General features: G+C 60.7%; 14 protein-coding genes. 3 read left to right on the top strand and 11 right to left on the bottom strand.

The window, feature by feature from the left end:
- Nucleotides 1–72 precede the first annotated feature (72 nt).
- From OGL93_RS21960 to OGL93_RS21940, 5 genes are all read right to left on the bottom strand, one after another.
- Nucleotides 73–543, bottom strand: a complete 471-nt coding sequence (locus tag OGL93_RS21960) for an SRPBCC family protein (RefSeq protein WP_263265137.1) — start codon at nucleotides 541–543, stop codon at nucleotides 73–75.
- Nucleotides 544–564: 21 nt separating this feature from the next.
- Nucleotides 565–3,975 carry an amino acid adenylation domain-containing protein gene (locus OGL93_RS21955; protein WP_263265136.1) on the bottom strand — a complete coding sequence of 1,137 codons (3,411 nt, stop codon included), beginning with the start codon at nucleotides 3,973–3,975 and terminating at the stop codon, nucleotides 565–567.
- 16 nt (nucleotides 3,976–3,991) lie between these two features.
- Nucleotides 3,992–4,921, bottom strand: a complete 930-nt coding sequence (locus tag OGL93_RS21950) for a diiron oxygenase (RefSeq protein ID WP_263265135.1) — start codon at nucleotides 4,919–4,921, stop codon at nucleotides 3,992–3,994.
- A complete protein-coding gene (locus OGL93_RS21945) occupies nucleotides 4,918–5,694 on the bottom strand; it encodes a DUF3050 domain-containing protein (RefSeq protein WP_263265134.1) in 777 nt (258 codons plus the stop codon). The genes OGL93_RS21950 and OGL93_RS21945 overlap by 4 nt, the downstream gene beginning before the upstream one ends.
- A 672-nt stretch (nucleotides 5,695–6,366) precedes the next feature.
- Nucleotides 6,367–7,059 carry a GntR family transcriptional regulator gene (locus tag OGL93_RS21940; RefSeq protein ID WP_263265138.1) on the bottom strand — a complete coding sequence of 231 codons (693 nt, stop codon included), beginning with the start codon at nucleotides 7,057–7,059 and terminating at the stop codon, nucleotides 6,367–6,369.
- Nucleotides 7,060–7,386: 327 nt separating this feature from the next.
- Between OGL93_RS21940 and lapG the strand changes: the two genes are divergently transcribed.
- Complete coding sequence (lapG, locus tag OGL93_RS21935) at nucleotides 7,387–8,055, top strand: cysteine protease LapG (RefSeq protein WP_263265133.1); 669 nt, start codon at nucleotides 7,387–7,389, stop codon at nucleotides 8,053–8,055.
- 12 nt (nucleotides 8,056–8,067) lie between these two features.
- Complete coding sequence (lapD, locus tag OGL93_RS21930; RefSeq protein ID WP_263265132.1) at nucleotides 8,068–10,017, top strand: cyclic di-GMP receptor LapD; 1,950 nt, start codon at nucleotides 8,068–8,070, stop codon at nucleotides 10,015–10,017.
- Between the two features lie 9 nt (nucleotides 10,018–10,026).
- Here lapD and OGL93_RS21925 read toward each other — a convergent pair whose 3' ends face one another.
- The 6 genes from OGL93_RS21925 to OGL93_RS21900 form a co-directional block, all read right to left on the bottom strand.
- Nucleotides 10,027–10,875 carry an ABC transporter permease gene (locus tag OGL93_RS21925; protein ID WP_263265131.1) on the bottom strand — a complete coding sequence of 283 codons (849 nt, stop codon included), beginning with the start codon at nucleotides 10,873–10,875 and terminating at the stop codon, nucleotides 10,027–10,029.
- Between the two features lie 10 nt (nucleotides 10,876–10,885).
- Nucleotides 10,886–11,716 carry an ABC transporter ATP-binding protein gene (locus OGL93_RS21920; protein ID WP_263265130.1) on the bottom strand — a complete coding sequence of 277 codons (831 nt, stop codon included), beginning with the start codon at nucleotides 11,714–11,716 and terminating at the stop codon, nucleotides 10,886–10,888.
- 112 nt (nucleotides 11,717–11,828) lie between these two features.
- A complete protein-coding gene (locus OGL93_RS21915; RefSeq protein WP_263265129.1) occupies nucleotides 11,829–12,719 on the bottom strand; it encodes a TauD/TfdA family dioxygenase in 891 nt (296 codons plus the stop codon).
- Between the two features lie 227 nt (nucleotides 12,720–12,946).
- Complete coding sequence (locus OGL93_RS21910; RefSeq protein ID WP_263265128.1) at nucleotides 12,947–14,311, bottom strand: HlyD family type I secretion periplasmic adaptor subunit; 1,365 nt, start codon at nucleotides 14,309–14,311, stop codon at nucleotides 12,947–12,949.
- Complete coding sequence (locus OGL93_RS21905) at nucleotides 14,301–16,454, bottom strand: type I secretion system permease/ATPase (protein WP_263265127.1); 2,154 nt, start codon at nucleotides 16,452–16,454, stop codon at nucleotides 14,301–14,303. Before OGL93_RS21905 ends, OGL93_RS21910 begins: the two co-directional genes overlap by 11 nt.
- A gap of 49 nt (nucleotides 16,455–16,503) precedes the next feature.
- On the bottom strand, nucleotides 16,504–17,856 hold the full coding sequence (locus tag OGL93_RS21900) for a TolC family outer membrane protein (RefSeq protein ID WP_263265126.1): 1,353 nt from the start codon (nucleotides 17,854–17,856) through the stop codon (nucleotides 16,504–16,506).
- A 351-nt stretch (nucleotides 17,857–18,207) separates the two neighbouring features.
- Here OGL93_RS21900 and OGL93_RS21895 point away from each other — a divergent pair.
- The coding region (locus OGL93_RS21895; protein ID WP_263265125.1) for a retention module-containing protein at nucleotides 18,208–19,677 on the top strand (1,470 nt) is incomplete at its 3' end.

The raw sequence follows: 19,677 nt of genomic DNA, 5'->3' as shown, positions 1-19,677 counted from the left end.
ATCAAAAGCCCTGGCCGCTTACGCGACCAGGGCTTTTGTCTTTCTAGGGTTTTTTACGAGCAGCAGCGGTACTCAGGCTAGTAGCCGCTGCACTTCGGCCATTGCGCCGTCGGCAAAGCCCTGCAAAAACTCGCCAAAGGCTTTCAGGTTCTGAAGCTCCCCAACTGCCGCTGGTTCTGCCTGGATGGTCCACGTAGCGCGGGAGCGGCCAATACCTGCAGGTATAACCTCCATCGCCGCCCACAGGTTACCCACCGGGAGGGAGGTATGGATAAGTGTCCAAGTCATACTCATGGCCTGCGCATCGTAGGTGTTGAGCTGCTCGATAGCGAAGTTACCGTCCTTGAAGGTCTTATGGCGGACGCTGCCTGGGCCGTTGCCTGTGACCTGCGTACATTCCAATGCCGTAATGAAGCGTTGGAAGCCGCCGAAGTCTCCTACCAGTTCCCAGGTAGCTTGGGGAGAGGCGGGAACCTCGACCGTGGATTCGATCCGTACGCCGGTTGGGTTATGGATGCGGGTGTTAGGCTGTAAATCGCTCATGGTGTAGCTCCTCTTGGGTGATTAGATAAAGCCGATGGTGTTCAGATAGGCACTGCCTCGAGCCAGTAGCGCGGGGTCTTTAGCGGGGTAGGTTTCTCCCATCCGCGCGACAACAGCGGCGGCGTTCACGTGATGAATTTGGGAGATGTCGCCTATGTCTTCCTCAAACCCATTGAGGTAAAAACCCAGCACGCCAAAGAGTGCGTTGTTTTTATCCACGTCCTTGAGCCGTTCCTGCCAGGCGGGCACCGGTATCACATCAAAACTCCGGCCTACTGCGGCGAACGACGCCACATAGTCGGCCCAGCTCAACGGTTGTGGGTTATGCAGATTGAACGCCGTCGCCGTAGTGCTATGGCGGCTGGCTTGGAAGGCAATCAGTTTTGCCAGGAAGTCGACGGGCATCAGATCGAAATTCAGATCCAGGGCGGGTAATGCGCCGAGTTGGAGCGACCCCTTAAGCATGAGCATGAGCCGGTTCTTATGTGGCTGGCATACCCCAGTAACGCTGTTAAAGCTGATATTCCCGGGGCGGAAGATATTCACAAAGCAGCCGGCCTCGGCGGCCCGTTGCAAAATCCGCTCGCCGACCCATTTGGACAGGTTGTAGCCGTTGCGTATGTAAATGGGTGGGGTAGCAGCCGGACCGCCTTCTAAAACGGCCCCGGAGCTATCCACAGCACTGCATGCAGATAAGGTAGAAACGAAGTTCAGGATTTTTTTACGTCGGCCCTCGCATAACCTAAGGAGCTCGAACAACGGTTCGACGTTCTCCGCGGCGAGTGATGAATAGTCCAGTACGTGATTGACGTTGGCCGCGTTGTGGATAACCGCACCGTAGGTTTGATCTATGCGTTCGTAATCGGCTTCGCTCAAGCCCAATCGGGGCTGGGTGAGGTCAGCTGGCAGGACCTTAACCCGAGTCATGTCTATTGATAGATGATTATCCACAAGCGCTGCGGCGAAGCGGTCTTCGGCGGTGATCGTTTTACCAGGCCGCACCAGGCAGGTGACTTCGCTTGCGCCCCAGCCCAGCAGCGCCGCTACAATATGCACTCCCACGAAACTGTTCGCGCCCGTTACCAGTACTTTATGCACATCACCGACCTCTGCGAGGGGTAGCGGCGTTATGTCTATGGGGCGGTTGGCATCAATCAGGGCTTGGGTATCGATGATGCCATTACTGTTTCCCGTGTCCGCGGCCAGTAATTGCTCTAACCGCTCGATAGTGGGCAGCTCGATAAACCGATTGATAGACACGCTTCGCCCGAAGCGTTCACGCAGGCTCAGCAGCATCTTGGACAGCACAATGGAATGACCGCCCAGGTTGAAGAAGCTTTCGTCTGTGGATATCTCCTCAGGTGCAAGTTCGAGTAGTTCTCCCCATAGCGCTTGAAGTTGAGATTGCTGCTCGGTCAGTGGGGTGTTTCCGTCAGCGGGCGGAGCGCTGACGGGCATCGCAAGCAGTGCCTGGCGGTCGACCTTGCCGTTGGGGGCGGCAGGCAGCGTGGGCAACTCCACATACGCGCTTGGATGCATGTAGGCAGGTAGGTGCTGTGCCACATACTGGCGAAGGGCGTCAGGCAACGCTTCAGCGCAACCCGTAGGGTGAGCGACGAAGGCAAGGATGCGCCGTCCTTCACCGATGACCACAGCGACCTGCCCATAGAGTCGGGCATCGCGCAGGCAGCATTCGATCTCTTCAAGCTCGACCCTGAACCCACGGATCTTTACTTGGTTGTCTTTGCGCCCGACCAGCTCAAGCCCCTCGTTACCCCACCGGCCGAGATCACCGGTACGGTACGCGCGCACTGTGTCGCCATCGGGCAGCGCCAACTCGACATAGCGCCGAAGGGTTTGTTCTGGATTGCCGATGTAGCCCAGGCCCACGCCTGGGCCAATGATGTAAAGCTCCCCCGTTTCGCCCGGGAGCACCGGGCGCCCGTCTTCACCTATCAGCCACACTTGGCTGTTGGCAATCGGCGAGCCGAGGCTTCGATTAGAGCTGTGGGGTTGGAAATCCCGCGCGGTGACCAGTACGGTGGCCTCGGTAGGGCCATACAGGTTCAGGAAGCGGCATTGCCTGGCGAGCCGCTCGATGACCCAGGGTTCGCACACGTCGCCGCCGGTAGCGATGCAGTCGACGCCTGCCAGGGAATCCAATGGCAGGATGCTCAGCAGCGCCGGAGGCAGGAAGCCATGGCTGACTTCTTCGCGAACGACCAGCGCGGCGAGCAGGGCTGGATCGCGGCGTTCGTCCTCGTTGGCGACAATCAGCGTGGCACCACTGAGCCAGGTCGGGAAGAGGTCGATGGTGGCCGAATCGAAGCTTAGTGTAGAGAACTGCAGCACCCGTGAGTCGGGGCCTAGCCCGGTATGCTCCGCGTACCAGGCAGTGAAATGACTCAGGTTGCGCTGGCTGAGCAGTACACCCTTCGGTTGCCCGGTAGTGCCGGAGGTGTACAAGGCCATGCAGGGGGCTTCGGCTTGCCAATCCGGTGAGGGCGGGCACTGGGGCGCGACAGTCAGCCGCGTTGGGTCGAGCGCCTGCCAAGGGCCTTCCAGCGTCACGTCGTCGTTGCGCTGAAACAGCAGCCGGGCGCCGCTGTTTTCCAGAATGAAACGCCGACGCTGAGCGGGGTGGCTGGGCTCAAGGGGCAAATACACGGCGCCGGCCAATACAATGCCTATCACGCAAGCGAACAGCTCGAGCCCTTTATCCATGCACACCCCGACCACCGGCTGATGGCTGCCGTCGGCCAAGATGCGTTGGCGTACAGGCTCGGCAGCCTCTCGCAGTTGTGCATACGTCCAAGCCTGACCATTCCAGCGCAGGGCCGTAAGGTCCGCGTGTTGGGCAAAGCTCGCTTCCAGGCGCAGGCCCAGGGGGTGTTCGGCGATCTCGAGCAAGGCCGGGCGGGAGGTTTGGTTGTATCGGTGCCGGTAGGCCACCGCATCGAAGGCTAACGGCGTCAGCAGGTGTGGACTGGGCTGCCATGGGGTATGAAGCTCAACAAGAGCCGCATTATCCCGCGCCAGTTGCCCGACCAGGTCCGCCAATGCTTCAACCCATTGGTGTATCGCTTCCTGATGAAGCCATCGACCATTGCCAGCGTGCTCGGCGGCTACCGGGCTGGACAAAACCGCTTGGTCTTGATGGCGCACCTTCAGCGCAACCTTGGGCAATCCATGTTCGTCCTGCTCGCCCAGGGTCACGGCCAGCCATAGCTGCGGTGAGTCGGCCAAGTCCCGGCGCAGGGCGGGGTCCAAGGGTAGGCTGCCATCTTCCAGCAGTAAATCAACGCGCGGGGCGGGCAAGCACAGCGCCGCCTCCCGCTGCAGGTGGCATTCATGGCCATACGCTTGGAGTTCTTGGCTCACGGCCTCTAGCAGTGCGCTACGGCCCAGGAGCCAGATGGTTAGCTGTTTCATAGGGTGCTCCGGCTATTCAGCTGAGGTAGGGCGCCAAGGCTGCCCGTACGCAGGGCGTGTCCAACAGCGTGCTGCGCCTGAAGAACCTGATGATGTTCATCACCAGCGGGTGCTGTGGGCCGATAGGAAACGCCAGGCCAACGATCTCTCGCTTGAGCGCCTCGGCTACCGCGGGCGGCACGGGCAGCGCCTCGATCAGCTGCGTATCGAAGCGTTTCTGGATGTCGTTGGTCAGGTACTGCTCAATGAACACTGGAAGCTGCTCGGCGATCGCCGCCCGGTCCGCTTCACTGGCGCTGGTCCAATACAGACGAGTGAGGTCCGTCCAAAAGGCGGAATGACGGCCTTCATCTGCCAGGTGGTCGGCCATCAGGCCCTTGATGGAGGGTTTGACAGTATCGTCCTTGGCAAAGGCCGCAACGTCATTGGTTACCGTGTTTTCGGCGATGGAGACACAGATCAGTTCGATGGCGGCCCGGAGCCTGGTCGGCGCCTGTTCCATCGCGGCGGGAATGGCTCGGCTCAGTTCGATCTCTTCTGGCATGGCGATTGGCTGAATGCCAGTGCTGGCGATGGTCTGCTGCAAAAAGTCCATTGCCACCAGCGCGTGGTAATCCTCATCGACGACCACGGTCATGGCGTCATAGCGGCAGGGCAGCGGAAAGGCTACGGGAAAGTGCCCCTTGGCAATGCTGCGTGCAGTCTTATCGACGATCTCCGTCTCGAATATCACGATGTCGTTGATGAATTTGTACAGCGTTTGCAGCAGTACGAAATCGCGCTGCTCAGGGCACTCACGCTGAAGCACCGCGCTGACCGCCAGCGGTTGGCGGCTTAACGGGTAGATCAGCCGATCATCGTGCTCCAATTGGCGTCGAGGGCGAGTGCGGATGGTTGCGCGGCGCTCCCATTGTTCGGCGAACGATACATAGGTCAGGGCATTCATGCGGCCACCTCCCCACGCGCGGCGCGCAGGCTGGCACGCAGCCGATCCCAAAGCGCCAGCCGGCTTTCGACCGCGGCAATGGCGGCTTCCAGCACTTCACGGCGCATCACTTGATCGTCACCGGTCAAGCGGTGCAGCAACTGCTCCGCTGCGGGCCCATGGTCGTCGCTGTCTACTTCGATATGCCGCTGCAGGTAGTAACGGAAGGTAGGGGCCTGCTCGTGTGCTACCCCAAGGTCGTCCAGCAGTTGCTGGAACATGCCGGGAATGACGCTCTCTCGGCCATGCAGGAAAGCCGCCGCCACCTGATGCGCGGGCGCCTGTCGGGCGATCTCCAGAGTATGGCCAACGAAATGGACGGCGGCTTCATCCGCGCCGACCTTCATCAGCGCAGCTTGGTAGTTCACCCCCTGGCGCTGAAGTGCAATAAAGGTTTCAACCGGAGCGGTATCGGCACCCACTTCCCGCATCGCATCCAGGTACAGTTCGAAATGACTGTAGTGGCCACCCGACAGGCGCAGGTCGGACTCTTCCCCTAATACGATTTCGTTGATTAACCGCGCAGAGTCAGGTTGCGCAGGTGGCAGCCAAGGCAGGGACACCGAGGTCAGCTCGATTTGTAAACGCTTGGTTAATGACATGAAGTCCCATACCGCATAGACATGCGTCTGCATAAACAAGCGCAAATCCGCGAGCGTGGTGATTTCGGCAAATATAGGATGGCGCCCAAGTACGTCCTTGCGTTGTTCCAGCAAGTTCTCAAGAAATTGCATAGTCGGGATCCTTTCTGCTCAAGTGTAAGTTTGGTCGGCTAGCCGAAATCCGGCAAAGTGGTATCAGGCGCTCTAGAACGCAACATCCAGGCGTAGTTGGCACTTTGTCATGCCGCAGATAAGTACCTGGCAGCTGTAGGCTCAGTGAAAGCCTTGCAGGGCTGCGGCGAAAAATTTGCTTCGGCCAATTAAACTTAGTTCAGGCCAAAAGCACTTTGCAAGTTATTTTGGGAAAATTATTAATTGCACTTTCGTAAGCACGAGTTTGCTCTTTAAAACTTCTATAAAAGTTTTAAAAGGCGTAGGAATACTTCTTTCGATCAAATCCGATCAAAATAAAGTATTGCGCATTAAAGGCGCGTTACGCGTGGGGGCGAACATTCAAGAGTGGGTTGTTTTTTATTGGCCTTACATCCTGGCCTTAGTCGATCCTCCTGCTCCTTCCCTGCCGGTACCTTATGCAAAGGCCCCTGGTCGATCGGGGTAAAGAGTGTGCGCTTTGGCTTGATAACGCCATGGGTTGGCGCACCCGAAGGCAGCCAGCACGTTAGGGTCAGCAAAGCGTGGGCGAGCAGGGCCGGCCCAAGTGGCTAGGCGCAGAGGGGGGAAGAGGGCAGCAGGAGAGGCGAAATCAGGCGGGGAAAGCTGCGCGCCGGCGGGCCGGCGCGCCGGTCACTTTTCGCGTTTTTTTTCCAGGTATTCGGTGATGGCTTGTATGCCGCGTCGCAGGTGCTGGGTGAGGAGCTCCACGGCCAAGTCGACGTTGCCTTCACGAGCGGCCGCGACCAGTTCTCGGTGATCGTCCTGAGACACTTCACCCAGGCCCATGGCTTCGAGGTTAAAACGCAGGAAGCGCTCCTCTTCGTCCAGGCCTACGGATACCAGCGTCATCAACCGACGATTGTGTGCTTTTCGATACAGAGCAAGGTGGAACTGTTTGTTTAATTCCCCCATTACCGAATAGTTTTTTTCGGTCACCATTTGGTCGATCACCCGGTCAGCTTCATTGAAGTCTTCCTCGGTGAGCGCAGGGACCGACTGGCGCAGCGCCTCGGTTTCGAGCAGGATGCGCAACTCGTAAGTTTCTGTCGCATCCCAGGTAATCAACGGGGCCACGACCGCGCCCTTATGCTGCTCGACCGCTAGCAGGCCCTGAGCCTCCAGCTGCCGTAGGGCCTCGCGTACCGGCATGCGGCTGACCCCGAACATGGTTGCCAACTCTTGTTGGCGAACTGCCGTACCTGTGGGCAGGCTGCCGTCGAGAATAGCCGCGCGCAGTTTTTCTTCGATGATCGAGCGAGCAAGGTGAGGAGGCAGCTGCTCCGCCGCCAGCACGACACTCAAGGGGCTGGGTTTTCTGGGCACTTTGACTACCTTGATAATGGTGAAACGATCAAATGTTTTAAATCGCGGTTCAAGCAAGCCAACCTACTTGCCGGTCGACTACTGGGCAGGATTATGGCGCGCCTACCCGTGCCGCTGCGATGAAAAGGAGCTTACGTCCTTTACCACAGGTTTTCAGCACTTATCATTGCCGCTCAGAACGTTACAAGCCTCGTTTGGACAGCAGCGGATGTGCGTCGATAAAGTGATTGCAAGTTGCCATTGTCTTTTGCCGAATGTACCCGCACCATTCAATTCTTTCCAGTGTTCGTCAGGTTGCCCGTAGTGGTGAAGGGTCAACGCGTAAGTATGCTGCTGCGCCGCCTTGCGTTCGCGTTGGCGGTGAGCTTCAGCTTGCTTGGCGTTTTGCAGGCCGATTGGGACTTCTCCCTGATCAGCCGTCGGGCTCAGGCCTTGTATGGGCCGCTGGGCGCGGGGCAGCAGCGTATCGATGCCTGGCAGCGGTTATTGGCCACGCAGCAACAAGTGCCCGAGGCGCAACAGCTCAATGTGGTGAACCTGTTCTTCAACCACCAATTGCAGTACCAGGAAGACATCGACCTCTGGCACGAGGTGGATTATTGGGCCACGCCGATCCAGTCCTTGTGGAAAGGGGCTGGGGATTGCGAGGACTATGCCATCGCCAAGTATTTCAGCCTGCGCCATCTCGGCGTTTCCGGTGACAAGCTGCGCATCACCTACGTCAAGGCGCTGCGGCAGAACCGGGCGCACATGGTGCTGACGTACTACGCCACGCCCGAGGCGATGCCGTTGGTACTCGACAGCCTGGTCGACGGTATCCAGCCAGCCAGCCAACGGACCGACCTGTTGCCGGTGTATGCCTTCAATGGCGAGGGTTTATGGCTCACCGGCGCGGGTGGTAACAAGCGGGTTGGCGATACGAAACGGCTGTCGCGCTGGCAGGATCTGTTGAAAAAAATGGCTGCCGAAGGCTTTCCGGCCGAGCCCACCAATTAACCAGGAGCCCTGATGTCTCTGTTCAAGCAACTTCTGATAGCCATTTGCCTGTTCCTGATCGTGGCGTTCGGCGGCAGTTTTATGGTCAGCCTGGAAAGCTCCCGGGCTCAGTACGTCAACCAACTGCGTTCGCACGCTCAGGACGCCGCCACGGCCCTGGCGCTTTCGCTCACGCCTAATATCGACGATCCGGCCATGGTCGAGTTGATGGTCAGCTCCATCTTCGACAGTGGTTATTATGCAAGCATCCGGGTGGTCGACCTGACCGACAACAAAGTGATGGTCGAGCGCAGCGCCGAGCCCGATAGCACCGAAGTGCCGCATTGGTTCGTTCGGCTGATTGGCCTGGAGGCTGCAGGCGGCGATGCCATCGTCAGCCGCGGGTGGCAACAGGCTGCCCGGGTCGAAGTCGTCAGCCACCCGATGTTCGCCTTGGCCAAGCTATGGCAGAGCGCCCTGGGCAGCCTGGGTTGGCTGGTGTTGTGCGGGGCCATCAGCGGCCTGCTAGGCGCGCTCTTGCTCAAACGCCAGCTGCGGCCGCTCGATTACATGGTCGAACAGTCCCATGCCATTGCCCGTCGTGAGTTCCTCAGCCTGCCCGAGCTGCCGCGCACGCCGGAGTTGCGCCGGGTGGTGCAAGCGATGAATCAGATGGTCGAGAAGCTCAAGGCGCTGTTCATGGAGCAAGCCGAGCGCAGCGAACGGCTGCGGGTGGAGTCGTACCAGGACAGCCTCACGGGCCTTGCGAACCGGCGTTACTTCGACATGCAACTGCAAGCCCGGGTCAGCCATGGGGAAGAGAACCGCGCCGGCTACCTCTTGCTGCTTCGAGTCAACGATCTGGCTGGCCTCAACCTGCGCATGGGCGCCGCGGCCGCCGACGCCTTGCTCAAGGAAGTGGGCGCAATGCTGGTACGCCAATGCGCGCACCACCCGGAAACCAGCAACCTGATCTGCCGAAGCCGCGGCGGTGAGTTCTCGGTGCTGGCGCCGGGGCTGACCTTGGACGAAGCGCGGCAGCTGGCGCAGGCCCTTGATACCGCTTTGCACAGCCTCTACGAAACCGGCGCTTCGGATGTCTTCCCCGTGGCCTGGATGGGCCTGGCCCCCTACGTGGCGGGTGAGGCTCCGCACGACCTGCTCAAGCTCGCCGACCAGGCATTGGCGCAGGCCGAAGCCGAGGGCCCGGACGAGGAGCACTGGGTATGCCTGGACCAGCAGTCGGTGCAGCCCGGCGGCGACGACCATCATGCCTGGCATAGCTTGCTCGATCAGGCCCTGCAGGGGTCGCGCTTCCAGCTGTTCTTCCAGCCGGTGGTCAACGCGCAAGACAACACCGCGCTGCACCACAAAGTGCTGTCACGGGTGCTGGACGCCCAGGGGTTGGCCGTGCCTGCCGGGCGCTTCCTGCCGTGGATCGAGCGGTTCGGTTGGTCCAGCCGCCTCGACCAGGTGATGCTGCGCTTGGTATTGGCGCACTTGCAGGCGCGGCCGGGTGTGTTGGCATTGAACCTGTCCGCCGCCACGCTCGATGACCCTCAAGCCCTGAGCCATATTTTCGACCTGCTGACCCAGCACGCCAGCCTCGGCCCACGGCTGATCTTTGAAATCGGCGAAGAGCAGTTGCCAGAGCAACAGGTGCTCGAGCAAGTCACCCGGCGCTTGCATGCGCTTGGCTTTGGCCTGGCCCTGCAGCACTTTGGCGGCCGCTTCAGCATGATCGGCAACCTGGCCCATTTAGGCCTGGCCTACTTGAAGGTGGATGGCAGCTACATTCGCGCCATTGACCAGGAAAACCACAAGCGGCTGTTCATCGAGGCCATCCAGCGCGCCGCACACAGCATCGACCTGCCGCTGATTGCCGAGCGGGTGGAAACCGAAGGCGAGCTGGCGGTGATCCGTGAGATGGGCATCGAGGGCGTGCAAGGCCGGCTGATCGGCGAGCCGGGACCTTGGCAATAAACCTAGGGGCTAGCGCAGCATGCCCCAGCGCTTGACCGTCACTCGCTCCAGGGTGTCGAACACCAGGTTCTCCACCAGCAGGCCGATCACGATCACCACGGCCAGGCCGGCGAACACCTTGTCGGTGAACAGCTCGTTGCGGTTCTGATAGATGTACCAGCCCAGGCCGCCCTTGCCATTGGTGGCGCCGAACACCAGTTCCGCCGCGATCAGGGTGCGCCAGGCAAACGCCCAGCCGATTTTGAGGCCGGACAGAATCGACGGCAGCGCTGCGGGTATCAGGATCGACGCCACCAGACGCAAGCCGCGTAGGCCGTAATTGCGCCCCGCCATGCGCAGGGTGTCCGATACCCCCATGAAGCCTGCGTAGGTATTGAGCGCCAGCGGCCACAGCACCGAATGCACCAGCACGAACACCAGGCTTTTCTCGCCCAGCCCGAACCACAGCAATGCCAGCGGCAGCAAGGCAATGGGCGGTAATGGGTTGAGCATCGAGGTGAGAGTGCCCAGCAGGTCGCGGCCCAGCTGAGTGGTGACCGCAAGCGTGGTCAGTACGAAAGCCAGCACGATGCCCAGCACATACCCTTTGAGCAGCACCCCCATCGACACCATGACCTTGGCCGGCAGCTCACCGCTGGCGGTGTCTTCGATGAGCGCCGCGCCAATCTGCGAAACGCTGGGCAGCAGCAGGTCGTTGGCGGTATAGGTTGCCGCGGCCTGCCACAACAACCCGAGCACCAGCAGTATCAACGCTTTGCGCAGCCAGCCTTGTTGCCACAAGCGGCGCGGCAACGAGAGCGTTCGCTGCAATGGGACGTCGAGCAGAGGCGCCGGCGCGATTTCGTATTCGTGTCTCATGCGGCGCTCCTTAATAGGCAATACGGATGTCGTTGAAGGACGGGTTTTGCTCTCGTGGTGCATGAGGGGCTTCATCGAACAGCAGTTGGTGGATCCGCTGGGCCGAGGCCTGGAAGGCGTCGCTGCCCAGGCTGTGCAGGCCGTAATGATGGCTGTGCACCTCGGCGCGCACCCTGCCCGGGTGTGGCGAGAGCAAGAGGATGCGATTGCCCACCACCAGTGCTTCTTCGATGGAGTGGGTCACGAACAGCAGGGTGAAGCGCACCTCGTCCCAGAGCTCGAGCAATTCCTCCTGCATCTTGCGCCGGGTCAGGGCATCCAGGGCGGCGAACGGCTCATCCATCAACAACACCTTCGGCTGCGTCGCCAGCGCGCGGGCAATGGCCACCCGGGCTTTCATCCCGCCAGAAAGCGTATGCGGATAGGCATCGGCGAACCTGGCCAAGCCCACCTTGTTCAAGTAGTGCATCGCCCGCTCTTGGGCTTCGGCGCGGCTTGCGGCGCGGGAGGCGAGCAGGGGAAACATCACGTTTTGTTTGACCGTTTTCCACGGTGGCAGCTGATCGAATTCCTGGAACACCACCAGCCGGTCGGGGCCTGGTCCGGTGATGCGATGTCCGGCGAGGTTGATATTGCCTTGCGCCGGATGCAGGAACCCGGCTATGGCCTTGAGTAATGAGCTTTTGCCACAACCCGAGGGGCCAAGCAGCACGAAGCGGTCGTGCACGTCCACTTCGAAGCTGACCTGGTGGGTGGCGCGCACGATTTGCCGGGCCGTTCGGTATTCCAGGGTCACGTTATCCACCGCCAGCAGAGGCGTGTTGGCCATAGGCATGTTCATGAGGGTTGGCTACCTGTGAGGCACAGCCGCGCATAAAGCGGCGTGGCAGGGCAAGGAACGCCGGCAGCCGCCAGGGGGCGGGCTGCGCGGTGGGAATGGCGTTACACCAGGCTTAGAAGGGAGCGTCGCCCTGTATGGTGGTCCGGTACAACTTACGCCGCAAATGCCCCGGGCAACCTGCTGCCAGGTGAATCAACGAACGGTTGTCCCAGAACACCAAGTCGTGGGGCTGCCATTGGTGTCGGTAGATGTGCTGTGGCAGCACGCTGTAGCGATACAGCTCGGCCAACAGCTCGCGGCTTTCGTCTTCGGGTAGGTCGACGATGCGGGTAGTGAAGCCTTCGCTCACGAATAGCGCCTTACGGCCGCTCTCAGGATGCGTGCGAACAATGGGGTGAATCACTTCCTGCACTTGCGCCAGCTGTTCGGCGTTCAGCCTTGGCCGCCAGTCGCCTTCGAATTTCGGTTCGCTGTAGCGCGCGGTATAGGAGTGCGCCGCCTGCCGCCCTTCAATGGCCTTGCGCAATTCAGCTGGCAGAGCGTCCAGGGCCTTGTGCATATCGGCGAACAGGGTATCGCCGCCCTCGCTGGGCAATTCCTGCGCATGCAACATCGAGCCCAGGCTGGGCAGCGGTTTATAGGACAGGTCCGAGTGCCAGAACTTGCCCGCATCCCCCAAACCGATGGGGGCGCCCTGTTCGATGATGTTGGAAACGATCAGGACTTCTGGGTGACCGGCCAACAGGAACTGCTTGAGCACGTGGATCTGCAGTTCGCCGAACCGGCGGCTGAAGGCGATCTGTTGTTCGGGGGTGATGCGCTGGTCGCGGAACACCACCACATGGTGATCCAGGTGCGCCCGATGGATACGGGCAAAGTCTGTGTCGTTCAGCGGCTGGGCGAGATCCAGGCCGATAATTTCAGCGCCGACCGCGCCATCGAAGGGGTGAATCTCGAACGCCTGCCCGCGGGGAGCGGTGGCAGCGTAAGTGGCCGAGGGCATATTGACACTCCACGCATGCGCAGAATACGCATGTACAAGAAACTCACGGGGGACGACCGTGTTCGTTCTGTTCGTGCGGCGCGCCGGTGAGCCGGCAGGTACGCGGGGATCAATATATGGGAATAAGAAAGGGACTTTAAATACCGAAGGGCGATAAGGTTATCGCCGTTCGGGTTTGCATCTGAAGCCCAGGTTCGCGGGCTGGCGCCCGCTCCCCACAGGTGGAATTACCGTTCGTGCAGCGCCTCGGCCTTGGCCCGGAGGATAGGTTTGAGCAGGTAGCTAAGGATGCTCTTGTGGCCGGTGATGATATCCACCGAAGCCACCATCCCGGGGATGATCAGCAGCGGCTTGTCATCGGTGCCAAGGTGGTTGCGGTCAGTGCGCAGGCGAATCAGGTAGTAGGTCTGCTTCTTGTCTTCTTCGGTGATGGTGTCCGCGCCGATCTGCTCCAGCTGCCCCTTCAGGCCGCCGTAGATGGTGTAGTCATAGGCAGTGAACTTGATCATCGCTTCCTGGCCCGGGTGGAGGAAGGCGATATCCTGCGGGCGGATCTTCGCTTCCACGATCAGGGTGTCGTCCAGCGGAACGATTTCAACGATATCGCTGCCTGGCTGGATAACCCCGCCCACGGTATTGACCAGCACTTGCTTGATGATCCCGCGCACAGGCGAAGACACCATGGTACGGCTGACTCGGTCTTCCAGGCCTTTGGCGGTGGCGGTGTATTTGCTCAGGTCGGTGCGTGCCTCGTTCAGTTGGGTGAGGGCATCGCTGCGGAATTTGCCGCGGGTTTCATCGATCTTGCGCTGCACCTCGGAAATGGCGGCTTGCGCACGAGGGATCGCTAAGGTGGTGGCGTCCAGCTGGCCACGGGTCTCGACTTCCGAGCGCTTGAGCCGCAACACCTCGACCGGCGATACCGCGCCCTGCTTGACCAGCGGTTCGGACATCCCGATCTCCTGGCGCAGCAGGTTCAGGCTGTTACGGTATTGCTCCTGCTTGGAAGCGAATTCGCGCAGTTCCTGTTGCTTTTGCTGCAACTGCGCCTGCAAGCCGCCGACTTCGTCCGCCAGCTGCTGGCGCCGGCTGCGGTACAGCTGCTCTTCGTTGGACGCCTGCTTGGGCGCCGCCTTGCGCAAATCATCGGCGATGTTCAGCGGACGGTCGTCCACCTCGGCGCTCAAGCGCTCGACCCGCAGGGCCATGCCGATCCGATCTGCCTCGGTTTCACCCACGTTGGAGGCGAAGCGGGTGTCGTCGAGGCGAATCAGCGGGGCGCCGGCGTCAACGATCTCGCCTTCCTTCACGTAGATCTGGGCGACGATACCGCCCTCGAGGTTCTGGATCTTTTGGATTTTCGATGAGGGAATCGCTTTGCCCTCGCCCTTGGTGACCTCGTCGATGATCGCGAAATGCGCCCAGCCGAGCAGGAACGCGAAGAACAGGATCACGCCCCAGATGGTCAGGCGAACGATGCGTGGCGCGTCGTCGATCAGCGCCTTGTTCACCTCCGGCAGCGGTTGGCCGGAGAGGTTGTCCCGGCCTTTGAAATAGGCGCCGACACCGCCCTGGTCTACGTTAAGCGACATTGATTTGCCCCTTCTTGAGCGCTTCCATCACAGCGGCTTTCGGGCCGTCGGCGACGATCTGCCCGCGGTCTATCACGATCAGCCGGTCCACCAGCGAGAGCAGCGAGGCACGGTGGGTTACCAGCACCATGGTCTTGTCGCCGATCACAGGCAGCAGGCGTTGTTTGAGGCGTTCTTCACCGCTGTTGTCCATGGCGCTGGTGGGTTCGTCCAGCAAGAGGATCTGCGGGTTGAGTAGCAGGGCTCGCGCCAGAGCGACGTTTTGCCGTTGCCCGCCGGAAAGGTTTTGGCCGCGTTCGCCAACCTGCAGTTCATAACCTTGTGGATGCAAGCGGGCGAACTCATGCACACCGCTGAGCTCGGCTGCCTGCAGCACCATCTCGTCTTCCACATAACGCGCGCCCGATACCAGGTTGTCGCGCAGGGTACCGGCCAGCAGCTGGATGTCCTGGGGCACGTAGCCGATGTTGTGGCGCAACTCGCTGACATCGATCTGGCGGATGTCCACGCCGTCGACCAGCAGGGCGCCTTCGTCCGCTTCGTAAAGGCCTACGATCAGCTTGGCCAGGGAGCTCTTGCCCGAGCCGCTGCGGCCGATGATGCCGATTTTCTCGCCCGGGCGGATCGACAGGTTAATGTTGCGCAGGGCTACGTTTTGTTGGTTCGGGTAGGTGAAGCCCAGGTTGCGGAACTCCACGGCGCCTTGGAGGATTGGCCGGCTCAGCGGCCGCTCCTCGAAGTTGCGCTCTTGCGGCAGTTCCATCATCTGGTTGACCGAGGCCATGGTGACCTTGGTTTGCTGGTAGCGGGTCAGCAGGCCGGAAAGCTGGGCCAACGGGCCAAGTGCCCGGGTATTGAGCATGTAGCAGGCGATCAGGCCGCCCATGCTGAGGTTGCCGTCGATGATCTGGTACACACCGAAGATGATCATCGCCACGCCGGCCAGCTGCTGGATCATCAGCGTCAGGTTCATGGCCAGGCTGGACAGCACCTTCACCCGCAGCTCGAGCCGGCTCAGGGTGCCGATAGTCTGTTCCCACTGGTACTGGCGTTCGCTCTCGGCGTTGTTCACCTTGATCCCATCCAGCCCCGCGAGGGTTTCGATCAGCGCCGACTGGCGTTCAGATGCCAACGCCATGGTGCGTTCGAGGGTGGCAGTCAGTGGCTTTTGCAGCACATGGCCGAGGGTCAATGCCAGCGGGAAGGCTACCACCGGGATCCACACCAAGTGCCCGCCGAGGATCGCGATCACCAGCAGAATGAGCAGGGTAAAGGGGAGGTCGATCAGGCTGGTCAGTGTCAGCGAGGTAAGAAAGTCCCGCATGCCCTGGAATTCATGGATGTTCTGGGCGTAGCTGCCTACCCGCGCCGGGCGCATTTTCATCGCCATGCCCACCACTCGCTCGAACAGCGTGGCGGAAATGATCAGGTCGGTTTTCTTGCCGGCCAGGTCCAGGCACAACCCGCGCAGGCCTTTGAGCAGCAAGTCGAACAAGTAAGCGCCGGTGATGCCGGCGGCCAGCACCCAGAGCGTTGCCGTGGCCTGGTTGGGGACCACCCGGTCATACACGTTCATCACGAACAGTGGGGCTGCCATGGCGATCAGGTTGATCACCAGGCTGGCGGCGATGGCGTCCATGTATAGCCAGCGCGAACGCTTGAGGGTGTCTTTGAACCAAGACTTCGCCCGTGGAATGAGCGAACCATGGCTTACATCGAATTTGTGCTGCGGCTGGGCGAAGAACACCCGCCCGCTGTAATCCTCTTCGAGCAGCTCGCGGCTGACCCGCACTTCGCCGCCATCGCTTTCGCTCAGCAACAGCCGAGCTTGGTCGCCTTCCCAGCCCACCAGTACGGCGCTGCGGTCGTCTTTCAACAACAGCAGCACCGGCATGGCGATGGCAGGGATTTGCCCCAGGCGGCGGGTCAACAGCCGCCCCTGTAGCCCGGCACGCGCGGCGGCGCGGCTGAGCAGGCTGGGCGACAGGCGCTGGTCTGGCAGAGGCAGGCCAGTGGTGAGCATGGCTCGGCTGGCAGGCTTTTGATGCAGGTAACAGAGCGACAGCAAGCCGTCCAGCAGCGGATCGTCGTGCAGGCTGCGTGGATCATGAGTGGGTAGGTTTCGACCGGCTTCTGATTCCACGCTGCGCTCTCTGTTTTTTTAAGGTTACGGGGGGCTGATCCGTCAAGAATCAGTTCATGCCGGGCAGTTTAACCTCCGGCTTGATGTCCTGCTGCACAACCGATGCCAGCGGAGCGACAACACCTTGGCTCTTGAGTAACTGGCCCATGACCGCCTTGATCCGGTACTGGCTGAACAGCTTGAGGTTCTGTACCTCGGCCAGGCGACGTTCGGCGGTGAAGGTTTCGTTTTCGCTGTCGAGCAGGTCAAGCAGGGTGCGCTCGCCAAGGCTGAACTGCGATTGGTAAGCCGTGCGCACACGGTTGCTGCGGTCAACGTACTGCTGCGCGATCGGCAATTGGGCGGAGGCGTTGTTATAGGCGTTCCACGCCAGGCCCAGCTCTTCGTTCAGCTGGCGCAGGGCGTTGTTACGGATATCCAGCGCCTGGCCAGCCAGGTAGCTCTTGGACTCCAGGTCAGCCTTGTTGGCGCCGCCAGCGTACAGGTTGAAAGTCATGCGTACCATCGCCGACCAGCCGTTGTAATGGCCTTCTTCGCCGCTGATGTTGTTATCGGCGCTGCGCGCGAGTTCTGCATCGAATTTCGGATAGAACGACGAACGGGCTGAAGAATATTGCTTTTCGGTCGCGGCGATGTCCGCTTCGGCCGAGCGCAGCACCGGGCTGTCCGCTACCAGCTGCTCACGTGCCTGTTCCAGGCTGCCCGGCATGCCCTCTACCAGCGGTGCTGGCGCCGTTAGCTCGTCGGGCATCTGGCCCACGGCGCTGTAGTAGTTGGTGATTGCGTCGGCGAGGTTGGTTTGTTCGGTGAGCAGGTTGTTGCGCGCCTGAGCGAGGCGGGCCTCGGCCTGATCCATGTCTGCGGTGCGGCCTACGCCACGGGAGGTGCGCAGTTTGATCTGGTCGAAAATGCGCTCGTGGTTCTTAAGGTTTTCTTCGGCCAGCCGAACATATTCCCGACGGGTGAGCACGTCGAGGTAAACCTGAACCACGGTCAGACCGGTGCGTTCAGACGTTCCGAGCAGCGCATATGCCCGAGAATTGGCGGTGGCTTGTTGACGAGCGACTTCGTTTTGCGTCGCAAAACCGTCGAAGATCATTTGCTGTAAACGAACGCTGGATTCGCCTCTAGTTAACACGTCGAACTTGTCGTTGCCTGTGGCAGTGCGGGTGGTTGGGCTGTCGGTACCCTCGCGACCATACCCCGCCAAAACATCGACACGTGGCAGATAGCCACCCTTGGCGGCCTTAACGGCATAGTCGGCGGCCGTCCGAGCATTGACGCCAGCTTGGACCTCTGGGTGGACTTCAAGCGCGTGTTGCATGGCACCCGACAAAGTGTCCGCCTGGGCGAACGTAGCACCGATGGCGAGGGGAAGAAGAGCGAGGAAGTGCGAACGCATTAGCAGGGCTACCCAAAAAATCCTTTAAGAACAATGACAACGACCAAGAGTCGGAGCACGCGAGTTTGGCAACCGAAGCGCGCGCATGTTGGCAAGTCCTTGCAAGAGACTGGGAACACACAATGCAGGCGGTTAGCCACGTGAATATCAATGTGACATTACGGAGCGGATTGTTTAGGATGCCGCACAATAGGTCAATAGTTTGTCGGGTAGTTAATTTCCTACAAACAACGTCATATATATGACGCCAAACTCTATAAATATTAATACCCCACGCTCCCCTCTGAAATGTCAGGCCTTTTCCTGCCAGTCGTACGGAAGCGACCAGATCGGTAATCCCGGAGAAGTCACATGAGCAGTGTCGCCGCCATCGTTAAAAGCATTGTTGGCCAAGTCGTCGCCGTTTCGCCTGAGGGCATCCGCCGTGTGCTTGTTGAAGGGGATCGGTTGTTCGCGGGGGAAGTAGTGGAAACCGGTGCCTCGGGCGCAGTGACCCTCACACTGAACGACGGTCGCACCCTGGATGTGGGCCGCGATAGCCAGTGGAGCGCGAACACGCCTGCGCAAACCGTGGCGGTGGAAGAGCCGGCTCACCAAGCGCCGTCAGTGGCCGAATTGCAGAAGGCTATCGCCGCTGGCGCTGACCCGACCACCGACCTGGAAGCCACCGCGGCTGGCAATACCGTGGACACCGGCGGCTCGGGCGGCGGCAGCCACAGCTTTGTGATGCTTCAAGAGACTGGGGGGTCGGTGGACCCCACCGTGGGCTTCGACACTGCTGGCATCAGTTCCGGGGATAGCCTTGCTACGGAGCAGACCAGCCCGACTGACAGCCCGACCCTCGTTGGTGCAGACACTGCTACGTTCAACGAGGACACCGTTGCCACGGGTAACGTGTTGGGCAACGACACCGACGCCGACAACACGCTCACCGTAACCAGCTATACCGTCGCTGGTGTGACCGGTACCTTCACCGCCGGGCAAAGCGTAACCCTTCAGGGCGTAGGCACGTTGGTCATCAGTGCCAATGGCGATTACAGCTTCACGCCTGCCGCCAATTACAGCGGCACCGTTCCAACGATCACCTACACCACCAACACCGGTGCCTCCAGCACGCTGGACCTGACAATCACCCCGGTGGCCGACGCCCCTACCGTAACCACCCACGAAGTGACCGGCGACGAAGACACCGCCATTTCGTTGGGCACCGTGGCCACCTACGCCGACAACGACGGCTCGGAAACCCACACGACCGTTATCAGCGGCATCCCGGTCGGCGCTACCATCACCGATGGCACCAACAGCTACACCGCTATCCCAGGTGGGGATGGCACGGTCGATGTAAGCAGCTGGAACCTGTCGGGCATCACCTTCAGCGCCGGCAGCAACGTCAGCGGTTCGTACACCCTGACCGTGACCGGCACTTCCGTGGAAGGCGCCAACGGCAACACTGCGACTACCGTGGGCAATATCGTTGTGAACGTGACCCCGGTTGCCGACGCGCCGGCTGTGGTTACCCATGAAGTCACCGGCGACGAGGACACCTCCATCGCCCTGGGGACCGTGGCCACCTACGCCGACAACGACGGCTCGGAAACCCACACCACCGTTATCAGCGGCATCCCGGTCGGCGCCACCATTACCGATGGCACCAACAGCTACACCGCTATCCCAGGTGGTGACGGCACGGTCGACGTAAGCAACTGGAACCTGTCGGGCATCACCTTCAGTGCCGGCAGCAACGTCAGCGGTTCGTACACCCTGACCGTGACCGGCACTTCCGTCGAAACCGCTAACAACAGCACCGCGACCACTGTCGGG

It is taken from the genome of Pseudomonas sp. RIT-PI-S (assembly GCF_025642975.1).
GTDB lineage: Bacteria > Pseudomonadota > Gammaproteobacteria > Pseudomonadales > Pseudomonadaceae > Aquipseudomonas.
The sequence above is the reverse complement of the archived record's forward strand: the minus strand, read 5'-3'. Positions and strand labels throughout refer to the sequence as shown.

Excerpts from the sequence above, each read along its gene's own strand:
- OGL93_RS21960 (WP_263265137.1), bottom strand. The coding sequence starts at position 543 with ATGAGCGATTTACAGCCTAACACCCGCATCCATAACCCAACCGGCGTA.
- OGL93_RS21955 (WP_263265136.1), bottom strand. The coding sequence starts at position 3,975 with ATGAAACAGCTAACCATCTGGCTCCTGGGCCGTAGCGCACTGCTAGAG.
- OGL93_RS21950 (WP_263265135.1), bottom strand. The coding sequence starts at position 4,921 with ATGAATGCCCTGACCTATGTATCGTTCGCCGAACAATGGGAGCGCCGC.
- OGL93_RS21945 (WP_263265134.1), bottom strand. The coding sequence starts at position 5,694 with ATGCAATTTCTTGAGAACTTGCTGGAACAACGCAAGGACGTACTTGGG.
- lapG (WP_263265133.1), top strand. The coding sequence starts at position 7,387 with ATGCTGCTGCGCCGCCTTGCGTTCGCGTTGGCGGTGAGCTTCAGCTTG.
- lapD (WP_263265132.1), top strand. The coding sequence starts at position 8,068 with ATGTCTCTGTTCAAGCAACTTCTGATAGCCATTTGCCTGTTCCTGATC.
- OGL93_RS21925 (WP_263265131.1), bottom strand. The coding sequence starts at position 10,875 with ATGAGACACGAATACGAAATCGCGCCGGCGCCTCTGCTCGACGTCCCA.
- OGL93_RS21920 (WP_263265130.1), bottom strand. The coding sequence starts at position 11,716 with ATGAACATGCCTATGGCCAACACGCCTCTGCTGGCGGTGGATAACGTG.
- OGL93_RS21915 (WP_263265129.1), bottom strand. The coding sequence starts at position 12,719 with ATGCCCTCGGCCACTTACGCTGCCACCGCTCCCCGCGGGCAGGCGTTC.
- OGL93_RS21910 (WP_263265128.1), bottom strand. The coding sequence starts at position 14,311 with ATGTCGCTTAACGTAGACCAGGGCGGTGTCGGCGCCTATTTCAAAGGC.
- OGL93_RS21900 (WP_263265126.1), bottom strand. The coding sequence starts at position 17,856 with ATGCGTTCGCACTTCCTCGCTCTTCTTCCCCTCGCCATCGGTGCTACG.